This is a genomic window from Labrys monachus (assembly GCF_030814655.1).
GTDB lineage: Bacteria > Pseudomonadota > Alphaproteobacteria > Rhizobiales > Labraceae > Labrys > Labrys monacha.
In genome coordinates, this window is record NZ_JAUSVK010000001.1 from 1,062,021 (window position 1) to 1,077,571 (window position 15,551).

General features: G+C 64.4%; 9 protein-coding genes. 4 read left to right on the plus strand and 5 right to left on the minus strand.

All coding sequences use genetic code 11. From position 1 onward, the window contains the following. Positions 1-11: 11 nt before the first annotated feature. The 3 genes from J3R73_RS04700 to J3R73_RS04710 all read right to left on the minus strand — a co-directional run bounded on the left by J3R73_RS04700 (position 12) and on the right by J3R73_RS04710 (position 4,948). Complete coding sequence (locus tag J3R73_RS04700; RefSeq protein ID WP_307423040.1) at positions 12-2,507, minus strand: response regulator; 2,496 nt, start codon at positions 2,505-2,507, stop codon at positions 12-14. A 23-nt stretch (positions 2,508-2,530) separates the two neighbouring features. After that, on the minus strand, positions 2,531-3,724 hold the full coding sequence (locus tag J3R73_RS04705; RefSeq protein ID WP_307423043.1) for a PP2C family protein-serine/threonine phosphatase: 1,194 nt from the start codon (positions 3,722-3,724) through the stop codon (positions 2,531-2,533). Between the two features lie 303 nt (positions 3,725-4,027). After that, positions 4,028-4,948: a cation diffusion facilitator family transporter gene (locus J3R73_RS04710; RefSeq protein ID WP_307423045.1), complete on the minus strand. Its 921-nt coding sequence runs from the start codon at positions 4,946-4,948 to the stop codon at positions 4,028-4,030. A gap of 239 nt (positions 4,949-5,187) precedes the next feature. Here J3R73_RS04710 and J3R73_RS04715 point away from each other — a divergent pair. Then, a protein-coding gene (locus tag J3R73_RS04715; RefSeq protein ID WP_370879838.1) for an IS630 family transposase occupies positions 5,188-6,143 on the plus strand; the annotation gives its coding sequence in 2 pieces (ribosomal slippage) (positions 5,188-5,536 and positions 5,536-6,143; 957 coding nt in all). Between the two features lie 280 nt (positions 6,144-6,423). Here J3R73_RS04715 and J3R73_RS04720 read toward each other — a convergent pair. Together J3R73_RS04720 and J3R73_RS04725 are read right to left on the minus strand one after the other, a co-directional pair. Then, positions 6,424-9,567 carry an efflux RND transporter permease subunit gene (locus tag J3R73_RS04720; RefSeq protein WP_307423047.1) on the minus strand — a complete coding sequence of 1,048 codons (3,144 nt, stop codon included), beginning with the start codon at positions 9,565-9,567 and terminating at the stop codon, positions 6,424-6,426. A 3-nt stretch (positions 9,568-9,570) separates the two neighbouring features. Beyond that, positions 9,571-10,761, minus strand: coding sequence for an efflux RND transporter periplasmic adaptor subunit (locus J3R73_RS04725; RefSeq protein WP_307423049.1), 1,191 nt, complete (start codon positions 10,759-10,761; stop codon positions 9,571-9,573). Positions 10,762-11,017: 256 nt separating this feature from the next. Between J3R73_RS04725 and J3R73_RS04730 the strand changes: the two genes are divergently transcribed. The 3 genes from J3R73_RS04730 to opgC all read left to right on the plus strand — a co-directional run bounded on the left by J3R73_RS04730 (position 11,018) and on the right by opgC (position 15,529). After that, a complete protein-coding gene (locus tag J3R73_RS04730) occupies positions 11,018-11,494 on the plus strand; it encodes a DUF992 domain-containing protein (protein WP_307423052.1) in 477 nt (158 codons plus the stop codon). A 702-nt stretch (positions 11,495-12,196) separates the two neighbouring features. Continuing rightward, positions 12,197-12,721 carry a hypothetical protein gene (locus J3R73_RS04735; protein ID WP_307423054.1) on the plus strand — a complete coding sequence of 175 codons (525 nt, stop codon included), beginning with the start codon at positions 12,197-12,199 and terminating at the stop codon, positions 12,719-12,721. 1,194 nt (positions 12,722-13,915) lie between these two features. Beyond that, positions 13,916-15,529, plus strand: coding sequence for an OpgC domain-containing protein (gene opgC, locus J3R73_RS04740; RefSeq protein WP_307423055.1), 1,614 nt, complete (start codon positions 13,916-13,918; stop codon positions 15,527-15,529). The last annotated feature ends 22 nt before the right edge of the window (positions 15,530-15,551 follow it).

A 15,551-nucleotide genomic window follows, 5' to 3' on the forward strand; every position in this document is an offset into this window, starting at 1 on the left:
GTAACTCCCGGTTATCCACGTAATTCCTTGAGGGCGTCGAGCAGCGCGGCCCGCGCTTCCGGTCCCTTGGGAATGATCATGCCGCCCCGTTCGAGCAGGAAGCCGGATTCGTTCGCCGTCAGGTCCTTGGCCGTCATGACGAGCACCTTCACGTCCTTGAGCTTTTCGTCGCGCCGGACCCGGTCGAGCAGGGCGAAGCCGTCCATGTCGGGCATGATCAGGTCGAGCAGCATGAGGGCGGGCGGCGGATTCTGCTCGAGCCAGGCGAGCGCCTCGGCGCTGGAAGCGGCCTCGGTGACCTCGTAGCCGCTGGCAGCCAGCGCGCGCCCGGTGGCGCTGCGGTCGTCCGGATTGTCGTCGACCACGAGCACGCGGCCGTTCGTCGTGCCGGCGTGCGCGCGGACGGTGGCGATCAGCTGCCCGCGGTCGACGGGCTTGGTGAGGAACTCGGCCGCGCCGAGCGAGAGGCCGAGGGGCCGTTCGTCGAGCAGGCTGACGATCACGACCGGAATGTCGGCGAGCGCCGGATCGTTCTTGAGGGTGCCGAGCACGGTCCAGCCATCGACCTTGGGCATCATCACGTCGAGCAGGATGACCGCCGGCCGCAGCGCGCGCGCCTGTTCGATCGCTTCGGCGCCGCCGCCGGCATGCTCGACGCGATAACCCTCGCGGGCGAGCATGGTGCCGATGAGGTGATGGATCTGCGGATCGTCGTCGACCAGCAGGACGGTGGTGGCGTCCTCCGGCCCGCTCGCCGCCGCCGGCGTGGCGGATGTCGAGGCGGAGGTGGCGGCGGAGGGCACCTTCGTCTCCAGCGGCAGGGTAATGGTGAAGATGCTGCCCTTGCCGGGCGTGCTTTCCACCGTCACGTCGCCGCCGAGCAGCTTGCACAGGCGGCGGGTGATGACGAGGCCGAGGCCGGTGCCGCCATATTTGCGCGTCGTGCTGGCATCGGCCTGGGTGAAGGCCTGGAACAGGCGGCCCAGCTGTTCCTTGGTCATGCCGATGCCGGAATCGCTCAGGCGGAACACCACCTGGTCAGGCGGCAGCGAGACGTCGAGACGGACCAGCCCGCCCTCGGTGAACTTGCAGCCATTGCTCAGCAGATTGAGCAGGCTCTGCTTGAGCTTGGTGTAGTCGGTCCGCAGCATCGGCGTGTCGGCGGGTACGTTGAATTCCAGCCGGTTGCCGCGCGCCGCCGCCAGCGGCGTGACGAGCGATTGCAGCTCGTCCAGCAATTTCGGCAGGCTCACCGGCTCGAGATAGACCTCCATCCGGCCCGCCTCGATCTTGCTGAGGTCGAGAATGTCGTTGATCAGCTTCAGCAGGTGCTTGCCGGCGGACTCGATGCGCTTGAGATCCGGCAGCACCCTGTCCTGGCCGATATCCTCCATGTCCTCCTGCAGGATCTGCGCGTAGCCGATGATCGCATTGAGGGGGGTGCGCAGCTCATGGCTCATATTGGCCATGAATTCCGATTTGGTCTGGTTGGCCTGTTCGGCGAGGTCGCGCGCTTCAGCCATGGCCGTCTCCACGGCCTTGCGTTCGCTGATGTCGTAGAGCCAGTTCACCGCCGCCGTCTCGCCGTCATAATTTATCGTCTGGCGGCTGAGCAGGGCCCAGAACGTGGTCCTATCCGTCTTCACCAGATGGACCTCCTCGTCGCGCAGGCTTCCCTGGGCCTGGAACTTCGCCATCAGCCTCAGGCGCTCGGAGGGGTCGACATGGACATCTTCGTTGGAACTGGGGGCGGCGCTCTTCTCGGTGGCGCCGTAGAGCTCGTCATGCCGCACATTGGCGTAGAGGAACCTGCCGTTCTGCGCGACGATGGCGACGGCGGTGGGGCTGCTGTCCAGCAGGCGCCGGGCCTGGTCGGCGAGGCTCTGGCTGGAGAGAAGGTAGCTCAAGGCGAGGGAAAAGCCGGCCGCGAGTATCGTGGTCATGATGACCGCGCCCTGGGCGGTATTGGCCGACTTCAGGAATTCCTCTCTCTTCACGCCGACATAGAGGACCCCGACCACCGCTCCCGAGGAATCGAGGATGGGATCGTAGGCGGTCATATAGGGTTCGCCGAGGATATCGGCCTCGCCGCGAAAGGGCTTCTTGTCCTTGAAGACGGCATCATGGACGGGGCCCTGGGCGAGGGTCGTGCCCACGGCCCGATGGCCCTCCGTCATCACATTGGTGGAGACGCGCGTGTCTCCCATGAAGATCGTGGCGGTGCCTCCGACGAGATCCTTGATCTTGTCGACGACCTCGAAATTGTCGTTGAGGGAAAAATCCCCCGCCTTGAGCTTGCCGTTGTCGACGGAGAACGTCTTGCCCTTGGCGGACACGACCTCCCAGGCCACCCGCATGTTGGAATTCACCCGCTCCAGGGCGGAATCCTTGGCGATGTTGTCCAGCAGGATCGAGGTGATCACGGTGACGATGATGCCGAGCACCACGACGCCGAGGAGCGTCAGCAATATGCTTCTCGTCAGGGGACTGGCTTTGACCATCGGCATCTTCGGAAATCTTCCTGAGCGAGTTATGGGAGAACGGCGTGGAAGCGAAGGAGGAGGGCGGCGACGTCGTCCGAGGGGGGGCCCCCCGCTTCATGCGCGCGCACGGTCGAGACGAGGGAGGCCAGCGAGGCCGGCGGCGCGGCGAGCCAGGCTTCCACCCCGTGCTCCCCGAACAGGACGTCGTTCGGTGCCGCCGCCTCGGTGACGCCGTCGCTCAGGACGAGCAGGGCGTCGCCCGGGTGCAGGCGGCCCTCGCCCGCCTTGTACTCCGCGATGTCGATCACCCCGAGCGGCAGGCCTCCGGCGACGTCCAGCCGCTCGATCGTGCCGTCCGCGCGTCGCAGGAAGGGCGGGACATGCCCGCAATTGACATAAGCGAGCCGCCCGTCCGAAGGATCGAACACCCCGAGCAGCAGCGTGACGAACATGCAGCTCGGATTGCCTTTGCTCAGCTCGACATTGAGGGCCTGCGCCGCCTGGGCGAGGTCGGCGAACAGGTCGGAGGCGTCCGAGCGCATCGCCAGCGCGCGTATCAGCGTGTAGGTGCGGGCCATCACGAGAGCGGCGCCGGCGCCCTTGTCGGAGACGTCGCCGAGCACCAGCATATGCCGGCCGTCCGCCAGCACGACATGGTCGACGAGATCGCCCCCGACCTCGCGTGCGGGCTCCAGCACGACGTCGATGAGCAGGCTGTCGTCGGCATGGGGAGGCGGGACGAAGGCGAGCTGGAGGTTGCGCGCCTCGGTCAGCTCCGCCTGCTTGCGGGAGAGCTCCTCGCGCATGCGGTCGCGCAGCCGCTTCTTTTCGAGCGAGGTGACGACGCGGGCCCGCAGCAGGGTCGGCTCGAACGGCTTGGGCAGGAAGTCCTCCGCCCCCAGCTCGATGGCGCGCACGACCGAATCCATCTCATTCATGGCGGAGATGACGATGACCGGCAGTCGTTCGGTGCCGCCACGCGCCGCCATGGCCTCCAGCACATCGAAGCCCGTCATCACCGGCATCATGATGTCGAGGAGCACGAGGTCCAGCGGCACGCTGGTGATGAGATCGAGCGCTTCGCGGCCATCGGCCGCCTGCAGCACATTGGTGATGCCGAGGCGGGAAAGCCGCCGGACCAACAGCTCCCGGTTCATTTCGATGTCGTCCGCGACCAGGACGCGGGCACCCTTGAGCGATCCGGAGGTGAGATCGTCAAGCGGGACGTGACGAGCGCTCATGGCGGGCACGTACGGGCCAGGGGAACGCAAGGGGCGAGCGGAACGGCGGCAGCCGCGTTGCATGCGCTTCGGAAAACGGCGCGTCCGGTTGCGGCCTTGGCTGTGGTCATCTCTGTCACGGGGGCACGGAGCCTTCGACTTTGAGGCGATTCCATCTTGGAAATTCGCGGGACGGGGCAGTGAAAACGAATGGCGGACCTTAATCGAGGAGTATGCGGACGTTCTAGACGAAAAGCCCAGACGGCACCATCGCTTTGACGTCTACATGGTTGACGCCCCACGCTGTTCCGGCGGCGCGAGTCGTCAGGACGGCTCGTGCCATTCGACCGGGATCACCGTGACCCGGGATCCGGGAATGAGGTTCCCGACGGTCGCTGCGACCTTGTCGACGATGCGCTGGATCTCGCCGATCTGGCGATGGGCGGAAAAGCCGAGGACGATCTCCACCAGCGGCGTATTGCCCGAGATCCGGGACTTCACCGACACCAGGTCGTCATAATCCTCGAAATGATCGACGAGGGCCCGGTTGATCATCTCCTGCTGGGCTTCCTCGAGCGTGCGGTCGAGCAGCGAGGGCATCGCCCGGCGCCACATGGAAACCGCCAGTTCCAGCATCACCAGCGCCACGAAGGCCGATCCGAGCACTTCGGCGGCGAGGCCGATCGGCGAGTCGCCGAACACGGCGTTCACGCACAGGGCGCACAGCACGAGGCCGGAGGACACCAGCTTCGCCAGCCGGGTGCGGACCTGCCCGATCATGATGACGGAATCGCCGCCGCGGCTGGCCAGCGACAGCGCCCTGAACGCCCAGGCGTTCTGGGCGACGTTGATGACACCGACGGTGGCAGCGAAGTAGAGGCCGAGGCCTGCCTGCACCGGCGGATTCCACCAGCGATAGGCGGCGGTGCCGGCCACCCACAGGCCGCCGAGGCCCATCGCCGTCCCGATACCGAGATTGGCGAATTGCTCCAGCTTGCCGGCGCCGTAGTCGAATGTGTGGGTCCGCCCGCGATGGATCCGCCGCATCAATATCAGCAGCACCATTTCCAGCGAGAAGAGCAGCGTGCCCCGCAGCGCCTCGGCGCCGATCATCAGCGAATTCGCCCAGATGGCGACCGCGAAAGCGATCACGATCAGCACCAGATCAGACAGCCCCGCCATCAGCATCGACCGTTCCCGCTGCTGCGAGCCCGCATCGATGGCGGCTGGGGGCGGGGATGTCATGATGGGGTTCTCCGTCACAGTCGAACAGGCATTCGTGGCCTCGCCGGCCGCTTCGTCCATTCGGAAAGTCTCCCGGACGCCGTCGGCATCGAACCGGCCGCGGCGCCTCGGTGCGCAGATGGCGAATAAGGCAACAGTGTGGTTTTTTAGAGCGGAATTTGTCTGAGTGGAATCGGAAGGGATTCCACTGGATGGCTTAGTGTGATTCATAGGTTTCCGGGCTATTCCGGAGATGAAGCATGACGAAGCGTGGTGAAGCCTATTCGCAGGATTTGCGAGATCGTGTGCTTGGGGCGCTGGATAGCGGGATGTCGGCGAGCACAATCGCACCAATCTTCAGGGTGAGTGTGTCCTACATCTACAAGGCGGCCGCGCGGCGGCGCGCGACGGGGGAGGTCAGTGCCCGCCCCCAGCGCAATCATGTTCCGCTCAAGCTTGCCAAGCATGAAGAGGTTCTGCGGGCCAAGGTCGCGGCTGATCCGGATGCGCGTGTCGCGGATCTGCGGGCCTGGGCGGAGGAAGAATTGGGGGTCAGCATCAGCCATGCCCCGATGTGGCATATGCTCAAGCGGCTTGGGCTGACATATAAAAAAAGACGATCCACGCCAGCGAGCAAAAACGCCCCGATGTCGCGGCCGCTCGCCGCAAATGGCACAGCAACCAAATCTGGCTGAGGCCCTCGCGTCTGGTCTTCATTGACGAGACCTGGGCCTCGACCGCGATGGCGCGCCACTACGGCAGGTGCAAGCGCGGACAGCGCCTGATCGACTACGTGCCGCATGGCCATTGGAAAACCACGACCTTCATTGGCGCTCTGCGCAGCGGGGGATTGACAGCTCCCTGCGTGCTCGACGGCCCAGTCAACGGCGATTGCTTCAAGGCCTATGTCGCGCAGATCCTCGTTCCCACCCTCAATTACGGCGATATCGTCATCATGGACAATCTGAGCAGCCACAAAGTCCCGGGTGTGCGCCAAGCCATCGAGGCCGCAGGGGCGGAACTGCTTTACTTGCCCGCCTACTCCCCCGATCTCAATCCGATCGAGAACCTCTTCGCAAAGCTCAAAGCTCTCCTGCGCGCGGCTGCAACCCGATCCATCCACGATCTCTGGGACGAAATCGCCAAAACTCTCCCGCGCTTCTCCCCGTCCGAATGCAGAAATTACTTCTCTAATGCTGGATATTCTACAGTCTGAACAATTTCGCTCTAGCTGGCTTGCTGTCAACGCCCGGCCGGCCGATAGTGCATGGGAAGAAGGATTTTTCGCACAATCTCGACGGAAATGCCGCGCGCTTCCCCCTGGGGATCCTTCGAAGGCAGGCAAGGCGGGGCGGTAAGGGAATGCCTGCGTCGTTTGCGGGGTCGTCGGCGCCGCCGACCGGAGCAAAACGCGTTTGCAGGGAAACGCTGTTTTGCTCTGGATCTTCGTCGATGTCCTTACGCGTCGGGCCGTTTCCGGCGGATACCAGGACGCCTCAGTGAGGCGCCGTCGGCGTCGCGGCCGGCTTGCGGGTGAAGCGGCTCTTGATGCCCTCGCGCAACGACTGGAACAGCACGTAGAGCATCGGAATCAGGAAGATGCCGATCAGGCTCGCACCGATCATGCCGGCGAAGACCGGCGTGCCGACGTCGCGCCGGCTGATCATCGCCGCACCGGTGGCGATGACGAGCGGGAGCAGGCCGAGCACGAAGGCGATCGAGGTCATCATCACGGCGCGGAACCGCATGGCGGCGCCCTGGATCGCAGCGTCCTGGATCGAATCGCCGTGCTCGCGCCGCTCCTTGGCGAATTCGACGATCAGGATGCCGTTCTTCGCCGCGAGGGCGATCAGCACCACCAGGCCGATCTGGGCGTAGACGTCGAGCGAAAGGCCCGCGACGCTGATGCCGAAGAAGGCGCAGAGAATGCCGACCGACACCGACAGCAGCACCGGGATCGGGATGGTCCAGCTTTCATAGAGGCCGACCAGGAAGAGGAAGGCGAAGAGGACGGCGAGGCCGAGCACGATGCTGGTCTGCCCCTGCGCTTCATGCTCCTGATAGGCGGTGCCGGTCCATTCGAAGCTGTAGCCGGGCGGCAGGGTCTTGGCGGAGACGTCGGTCATGGCGGCGAGGGCCGTGCCGGAGGAGATGCCCGGAGCCGGCGAGCCGTTGACGGTGATCGAGCGGTAATTGTTGTAGCGGCTGATGGTCTGCGGCCCGAGCTGGGTCGAGATCGAGGCGATGGAGCGCAGCGGCACCATCTCGCCGCCCTTGTTGCGGACGTAGATCTTCCAGATCGATTCGACGTCGCTGCGGTCGTTCGCCTCGCCCTGCAGGTTGACCTGCCAGGTGCGGCCATAGAGGTTGAAGTCGTTGATGTAATTGCCGCCGAGCGTGTTCTGCAGGGCCGCGAAGACGTCGGTCATGGAGAGACCGAGCGCCTGGGCCTTGTCGCGGTCGATATTGAGATAGATCGACGGGTTGGTGGCCGTGAAGGTCGAGAATACGCGCGAGAGCTGCGGGTTCTGATTGGCGGCGGCGAGCAGGCCCTGCATGACGCTGCCCATCGCGGCTGGATCGGCGCCCTCCAGGTTCTCGAGTTGGTATTCGAAGCCGCCGCTGGTCGACAGGCCGATGATCGGCGGCACGTTGAAGGCGAAGATCTGGGCCGAATTGATCGACTGGGTGGCGCCGAACACCTTGGCGATCAGCGCCTGCGCCGAGTTCTGGACGCCCTGCCGGTCGGCGAAGGGTTTCAGGCGCGCGACCATGAACGCCGCGTTCGGCTGGGCACCGCCGTCGAGGATGGAGAAGCCGACGATGGCGAGCGTATCCTGGATCTGCGGGATCTGCTTGAGAATGCCTTCGGCCTGCTTGACGACCTCGGTCGTCCGGTTGACCGAGGCGCCGTCGGGAAGCTGCACGACGACGAAGAAGGCGCCCTGGTCCTCCTCCGGCACGAAGCCCGTCGGCGTCCTCAGCGCCATGTAGTAGATGCCGGCGCCGAAGACGGCCACCGCCACCAGGCTGAGGACCGACACGCGCACGAGCCGCCGCACCACGGCGGCATAGCCGTTGCGCACGCTGTCGATGCCGTTCATCACCGCGCCCATGATGCCGCGCTTCTTGGAATGGCGCAGGAACACGGCGCAGAGCGCGGGAGAGAGCGTCAAGGCGTTGAAGGCGGAGATGACCATCGCTGAGGTCATCACCACCGCGAACTGGCGGAAGAGTTCGCCGGTCAGGCCGGGAATGAAGGCGACAGGCACGAACACCGACAGCAGCACCAAAGAGATGGCGATGACGGGCGCGGTGATCTGCCCCATCGCCTTCTTGGTCGCATCGGCCGGGGAGAGATCGGGCTCCTCCTCCATCACGCGCTCGACATTCTCGACCACCACGATGGCATCGTCGACGACGATGCCGATGGCGAGCACCATGGCGAGCAGCGACACCGTATTGGCGGAATAGCCCAGCGCCAGCATCACGCCGAAGGCGCCGATGAGGCTGACCGGGACGGCGATCGCGGGGATGATGGTGGCGCGCAGGTTGCCAAGAAACAGGAAGACGACGATGACGACCAGGATGAACGCCTCCACCAGCGTACGGACGACTTCGCTGATGGTGTCGTTGACGAATTCCGAGGTGTCGTAGACGACGCGCGCCTTCATCCCCTCGGGAAAGCGCGTGCTCATATCGGCCAGCGCGTCGGTGACGCGCTTGGCGGTCTGCACCGCATTGGCGCCCGGCGAGAGATAGATGGCGATGGCGACGGCAGGCTTGCCGTTGAGGCGGCTGGTGGTGTCGAGGCTCTGGGCACCCATCTCGATGCGGGCGACGTCATGCACGCGCAACACCGAGCCGTCGGGATTGGCGCGCACCACGATGTTGCCGAACTGCTCGGGCGTCTCGAGGCGGCCGAGCGTCTGCAGGTTCATCTGGAACTGCTGGTCGGACGGCGCGGGCTGGGCGCCGATGCGGCCGACGGGGGCCTGGACGTTCTGGGCCTGGATCGCGCTGGCGATGTCGGAGGCCTGCAGGCCGAGATTGGTCAGGCGCTGGGAATCGAACCAGATGCGCATCGAGTAGTTCTGGCGGCTGAACAGGCTGGCCTGTCCGACGCCCTCGATGCGCGAGAGACGATCAAGCACGTTGATCGTCGCATAATTGGTGATGAACAGCGGATCCTGCTTGCCGGATTCCGAATAGAGAAAGAGGAACTGCAGAATGGCGGACGAGCGCTTCTGCGCTGTCACGCCCTGCTGCTGCACGGCGGGCGGCAGCTTGGAGAGCGCGGCCTGCACGCGGTTGTTGACGTTGACGGTATCGATGTCGGGGTTGGTGCCGAGCGCGAAGGAGACCGTAAGGCTGTAGCTGCCGTCATTGCCGCTCGTCGACTTCATGTAGAGCATCTTGTCGACGCCCACGACCTGGGCTTCGAGCGGCTGGCCGACCGCGGCTTCGACCACGCTGGCCGAGGCGCCGGGATAGGTGGTCGACACCTGGACCTGCGGCGGCACCAGGTTCGGAAACTGCTCGACGGGGATGCGCATCATCGCCAGCGCGCCGGCGATGGTGATGACGATGGCGATGACGATCGCCAGGCGGGGCCGATCGATGAATACGGATGAAAACATCGCTTACTGTCCGGCTCCGCTGGTGTCGGCGGGCGTGGCGCTGGCCGGCGAAGGCGAAACCTTGATGCCCGGCCGTACGCGCTGGATGCCTGCTACCACGACGTGGTCGCCCTCGTTCAGCCCCGAAGAGACCATGGCGACCGCCGCGGTCGACGGGCCGAGCTGGATGCGCTTCTGGGATACCGTGTCGTCGGCGCCGACGACGTAGACGTAACTGCCCTGCTGGTCAGAGAGCACAGACGAACGCGGAATGGCCAGTGCGACGACCGGCTCGACGCCTTCGAGCAGCACCGTGATGAATTCACCGTCCACCAGCTGCCGCCGGTTGATGTCGCCGGGTTTCGTGCCGGGGGTGATCGGATTGGGAATGGTGCCGCGCAGGACGATGGTGTCGGTCGAGTTCGCGACCGACGGATCGATGAAGTCGAGCTTACCCTGTTGCGCGTAGATCTTGCCATCGGGCAGGCGGATGCGGATCTTCACCGCGTCGAAGCCGCCCTTGCCGGCATAGTGCTCGCTGAGATCGAGCAATTGGCGCGACGGCACCGGAAAGGTCACATACATCGGATCCTGGCTGACGATCGTCGACAGCGTGCCGGAAGTCGGCCCCACGACGTTTCCGACGGTGATGGCGGTCCGTCCGATCTTCCCGTCGATCGGGGCGGCGATGGTCGTGTAGTCGAGATTGATCTGGGAGGTCTTGAGCTGGGCCTGCGCGCCGAGCAACTGGGCGGCGTAGGCCTGCTGCTGGGCGAGGGCGCTGTCGACCGCCGATTGCTGGCCGGCCGGGGTGGAGAGCAGGGACTGAGCGCGTTTCGTGGTCAGGGTGGCGTTGCGCAGGAGCGCCTCGAACTGGGCGATATTGGCCTTGCTGCTGTCCACCAGCGCCTCGAAGGGCGGGCGTTCCAGGCGGTACAGTACATCGCCCTTCTTCACCTCGGCGCCTTCGGTAAACGGAACCTCCTCCAGCTCGGCCGTGACGCGCGCGACGATGTTGACCCGGTTCACCGCTTCGACGCGCCCGATGAATTCCTGGACCTGGGTGATCGGCTTCTTGGCCGCGACGACGAAGCCCACGGCCGGAGGACCGCCGGGCATCTGGGCGAGTGCCTGCCCTTCGAGCGTGCCGAAGGCGACGGCCGAAAGAATCAGGAAGCGGAAGGAGAGGCAGCGCAGCGGAGCAAGAGACAGCATCGGACGTCCTGTAGCATGGTCCCGTCCGTCGACGGTCCGGCATCGAACCCCGCTCGGAAGCGGGCAAAGTCGGCATACGACAAGAAGACGCCAAACGCCAGCGCACGCACCAAGATACCGTATCGTATCAGGAACCGAAAGTGGACCGAGGAAAGCACGGACCGAGGGGGCGATAGGCCGCGCGATTATCTCCGGAACAAAATCGGTGCCCGACCGTTGGCACACACCTGTTGGATCAATTGAATGGGATCTCGCCATGCGCTTTCCTCTTGCATTGTCTTGCGCTGCTCTGGCTGTCTGCGCCGCTTCCCTGCAAGCGGCCCCGGCCGAGGCCAGCGTCCAGGTCGGCGTGTTGCGCTGCGACGTGTCGGCAGGCCTCGGGATGATCATCACCTCGTCGAAGAGCATGCGCTGCGCCTTCCGTTCGACGCACGGTCATACCGACCGCTATGTCGGCACCATCCGGAAGTTCGGCCTCGATATCGGCAGGACGGAGCGCGGCGTACTGGTCTGGGACGTGCTCTCCTCGACGACCGGGCCGCAGCGGGGCGCTTTGGCGGGAGACTATGTCGGGGTGTCGGCGTCCGCGACGGCCGGCGTCGGCGGCGGGGCGAATGCGCTGGTCGGCGGCTCCGGCCGATCCTTCACCTTGCAGCCTCTTTCCGGCCAGGCGCAGAGAGGCGTCAGCCTCGCGGCGGGCGTCGCGTCGCTGACCCTGCGACCCGTGCGCTGACGGCAGCTTGAAGCAGGGGACCACTTGGCCCGTTGGCGCGCCGCGCAACGGCGTATACGGGTCCCGGCGAAGGTGCCGAAGCTCGCGAACCCTTCTGTGTGCTTCGCCGGCACCACGGTGTGGATGACATTCGGGCGCCCGTTGAGCCAAGGCGGCGGTCGCAGGCGCGTTCGTTGCCGAGGATCTGACGGACCGGTCGCCATGCCAGGGTACGCTATCCGGCCAGAATAGGCCTTCCTTCGACAAGAGACAAAGCGGCTCCATCTCTTTAGCTGCTCTGCGGGCGGCCCCGGAGCATCGATGCCGCCGATCTTCCGACGTGACATCGCCCGCGCCATTCCAACGTCGTGGCGCTTCCCGGGCATTCCGATCGACGATGTTCAATGCCCCGGGGCGCTGCTCTGTTGCAGGCGGCAACCTCCGCGACCTTGCATAGCGCCGGTCACCCAGGACGCGGATGGAATGCTGGTCATCGTGGTGCGCATGTCGTTCGCGGCTGGGGCAAGATCTCGGCTTTCAGGCCCGCAGCCGGCGCCTCGGATTCCCATGACCGGCGCGAATGCGAGATCGCCGACCGTACGAACCCACAGCCTCCGCCCGGCGTGGGCGAGAGGCGCAAGCACATCCAGAAAGCGAGACCGCAAGTATGCTCGCGGTCTCGCTGTAGGATTCAGAGACGAATCTCCGGCGCTAGTGGCCGTTATGACCGCCATGGTGTCCACCATGGTGGCCGTGATGGCCGCCGTGGTGCCCATGATGACCGCCATTGTGCCCACCGTGGTGGCCGTGATGACCGCCATGGTGACTGTGGCCATGATGGCCGTGATGGCCGCCGTGGTGACCATGGTGGCCATGGTGGTCGTGACCGTGATGACCATGATGACCATGATGGTGGTGGCCGTGATGGCCGTGATGACCATGGTGGTCGTGGCCGTGGTGGCCGTGATGGTGGTGGTGCCCATCATGCCCATGGTGGTGGTGATGGTGATGATGATGATGGTGCGGCTCGGGCGCCGGAGCAGGCGTGAATTCGTTGGCCACCACCACATTGCTCACGCTCGGATCTTTGCAATAATGCTCAGCGCAGTTCGTCAACGAACCGGTGGCCGCGAGGGCGCTGGAGGGCGAGATAAGTGCGGTGCCGGCGAGGAACACAATCGGCGCCAATGCGAATACAAGTTTCGACATAATGAAATCCCCATGAGAGCTCGCATGCGCACCACATGAGTGCCATCGCAGCAGAGGCGTTATCTGCTGTAAGAATCCACCTTTGTCAACGGTAAGGATCCACCGTCATGAGCATCTGCGTCGCATTCTTACTGCTGTAAAGGGCCGATGGTGGCTACGGAAAGCTGTCTTAGGTTTAAAAAATGCTTGCTATATGAAAGTAAAAAACTTCAGAATGGCGGAATATACGTAATTATATCGCAGGATGTCCCGGATAATTCCGGAATTACGATGCTAGATGCCGTGCGAGAATGTGTTTTTTTGCTCGGCAAAGTGAAAAAATTAGTCAAAAATGTGGCAATTATATTGAAGGACGCGCGGGGCGATACGCTGACGTACAGGCTGCCGATACCGTTGTTGTGCCACTGGGCAGAATCCTGCCCCCGTGATATTCGGTCGCGGGTGTTTTGCGCGAAGACGCTGCATGAGGGCAAAGACACAACTTGAAGTCGCCTGATTTCTGCCGGAATTCACGTAAAAAGACGATGCCGCTCCGTAAGCATGCTGCAAATGACGGGGTGTCCGTACTTGTCGGCGGTATCATGCGGCTATTTATGTCAACAACGTGGTGTCCATCCGCATGGTAGAGCTCAAGTTATTTCTTGGTGCCGGACGTTCAGGTCGCCATGGTCAGAAAGACGGGGCGCCACCATTTCGTATAAGGCGGGAACGTCTCTGATTGGAAGGGTTCTGCATTGCTTTAATGCAAAGGCCGAGGGTCCATCGGACGGATTTTATCCGCGGTCCGCGCGATCTGAAACGCATAATACGTTCCGCTCACGGGCGATCGCTCCCGATTTATTGATCCCGGCGAGGCGCCGGGCTTCGAGATAAATTTGGTCCGATCCGCCTGCATCGACGGCCAGCGCGTCCGGCCGCATGTCGAATCGGGTCTGAAGGCGGTCGGCGACACGCCGAGGCGGGCGGGGAACAAGCGCCGTGCCCCGGTGTTTCCATGCCGATTATGGTCGGCGCCGAGTCGGGAGGCCTCGTCTTCGTTCATCCTGGGTACAGGTCGAAGGTGAGAGAACACCGTTCAGGCGGCACAGCATGGCGGATTTCGTACCCCTTCGCTGCGTCTTTCGTGTGACCTCGGATATCGGCGTCCGGCGTTCAAGTGGGAAGGAGAGTGGCATGGATGCTCCGGGGAGCCGCTCCGACTTTGCAAATTTGATAGGACCACATTTGAAATCGATGAGGCCTTATCTTTTCACCGCCCTGTTCGTGCTGCTCTGCTGGCCTCTGAGGTGGGTGTTCCCCTGGCACGGCTATTCCTTCTTCCTGTTCCTGCCGGCCGTTGCGCTTTCATCGGCATGGTTCGGCCTCGGCGCCGGCCTGTTCGCCCTGGCCCTGACGAGCCTCGCGGCGACATTCTTCTTCATCAACCCGGTTTACGCCCTGTGGCTGTCGCCCCAGGAACTGCCGCCGCTCGCGCTTTACGCGTTGACGTCGATCGGCATCATCGGGGCTTGCGAGGGCCTGCGCCTCGCCGCCCGGGAGCTTTCGGCCGCCTGGCGCGGCCGTCAAGATCGACGTCGGACGGCGAACGGCTGGGCGGTGACCGGCTCGGCAGCGACCGGGTTGGCTGCGACTGGAGCCAAGGCCGGCGCGAGGCCGCGCTCGGGCTCCGTGGACATGTGGCGGGGCTTCGTGCTGTGCACGATCTTCATCAATCACATGCCCGGCAATGTGTTCGAAGCCCTCACATTCCGGAATATCGGCCTTTCCGACTCCGCCGAGGCCTTCGTCTTCCTGTCGGGCGTGGCGATGGCGCTGGCCTACCGCAAGAAATTCGAATCGGGCAGGGAAACCGATGTCTCGCTCTCCCTGCTCAAGCGGGCGGTCAAGCTGTACGGGATCCATATCCTGATGTCGCTGGCCGGCCTGGCGATCTTCGCGGCCGGCGCCATCATCTGGCGCGATCCGGCCCTGATGGCCATGCATGGGCGCGATCTCTACGTGAAGGATGCCGGTACCTTCGTGGTGGGTCTGGTCTCCCTCGGCCATCAGCTCGGCTATTTCAACATATTGCCCCTCTACATCGTCCTCATCGCCTTCGTGCCCGGCCTGCTCTATCTCGCGCGCATCCGGCTGGAGCTCATGCTGGCGGCGTCGGTCCTGCTTTATGCCGCCACGCGCTTCTACGGCTGGAACCTGCCCAATTGGCCGATCCCCGGCGGCTGGTTCTTCAATCCTTTCGCCTGGCAGCTGATGATGGCGATCGGCATCGCCGCCGGGCAGATGATGCAGCAGCACAGCCTGCCGAGATCGAAGTCCCTCTTCGTTCTGAGTTGCGTGATCGTCTTCGTCGGAGCCTTCGTGGTGACCAACGGCTTCGACCTGTCGTTCGGCGTCCGCGACGCCGTCTATGGCTGGCTCGATCTCGACAAGACCAATCTGGGCATCGGCCGGCTCGTGCATTTCCTCGGCCTGGCCTATTTCATCTACGGCCTGGGCGTTTCGGGCCGCCTGGCGGCTTCCCGTCTCCTGCAGCCGCTGGTGGTGCTGGGCCGCAACGGGCTGCTGGTGTTCGTGCTCCTATCGCTTCTCGCCGCGCTCGGACAGGTCCTGCTGCTCTCCGGCCATAACGGGCTCGGGGTCCAGCTCGCTCTCGTCGTCGGCGGACTCTGCTTCTTCTACGCCGCAGCCCGGCTGAGCGAGGCCGAACGCGCCGCCGGCCTGATCGGCAGGGCGCGCCCGTGGGGGCGGCGGGCAGGATTCCTGCAAGCCCAACCGGTCCTCGCCGACTCGCCTGGCGAGCGCGCGCTGGCGCCCGTCAGCAAGGCCTCGGCGTCTCCGCGCCGCTGAGGCCTCCGAAGGCGGCGGCATC

Bases quoted from the DNA above. Each gene is read 5' to 3' on its own strand.
- J3R73_RS04700 (WP_307423040.1), bottom strand. From the start codon at position 2,507: ATGCCGATGGTCAAAGCCAGTCCCCTGACGAGAAGCATATTGCTGACG.
- J3R73_RS04705 (WP_307423043.1), bottom strand. From the start codon at position 3,724: ATGAGCGCTCGTCACGTCCCGCTTGACGATCTCACCTCCGGATCGCTC.
- J3R73_RS04710 (WP_307423045.1), bottom strand. From the start codon at position 4,948: ATGACATCCCCGCCCCCAGCCGCCATCGATGCGGGCTCGCAGCAGCGG.
- J3R73_RS04720 (WP_307423047.1), bottom strand. From the start codon at position 9,567: ATGTTTTCATCCGTATTCATCGATCGGCCCCGCCTGGCGATCGTCATC.
- J3R73_RS04725 (WP_307423049.1), bottom strand. From the start codon at position 10,761: ATGCTGTCTCTTGCTCCGCTGCGCTGCCTCTCCTTCCGCTTCCTGATT.
- J3R73_RS04730 (WP_307423052.1), top strand. From the start codon at position 11,018: ATGCGCTTTCCTCTTGCATTGTCTTGCGCTGCTCTGGCTGTCTGCGCC.
- J3R73_RS04735 (WP_307423054.1), top strand. From the start codon at position 12,197: ATGACCGCCATGGTGTCCACCATGGTGGCCGTGATGGCCGCCGTGGTG.
- opgC (WP_307423055.1), top strand. From the start codon at position 13,916: ATGAGGCCTTATCTTTTCACCGCCCTGTTCGTGCTGCTCTGCTGGCCT.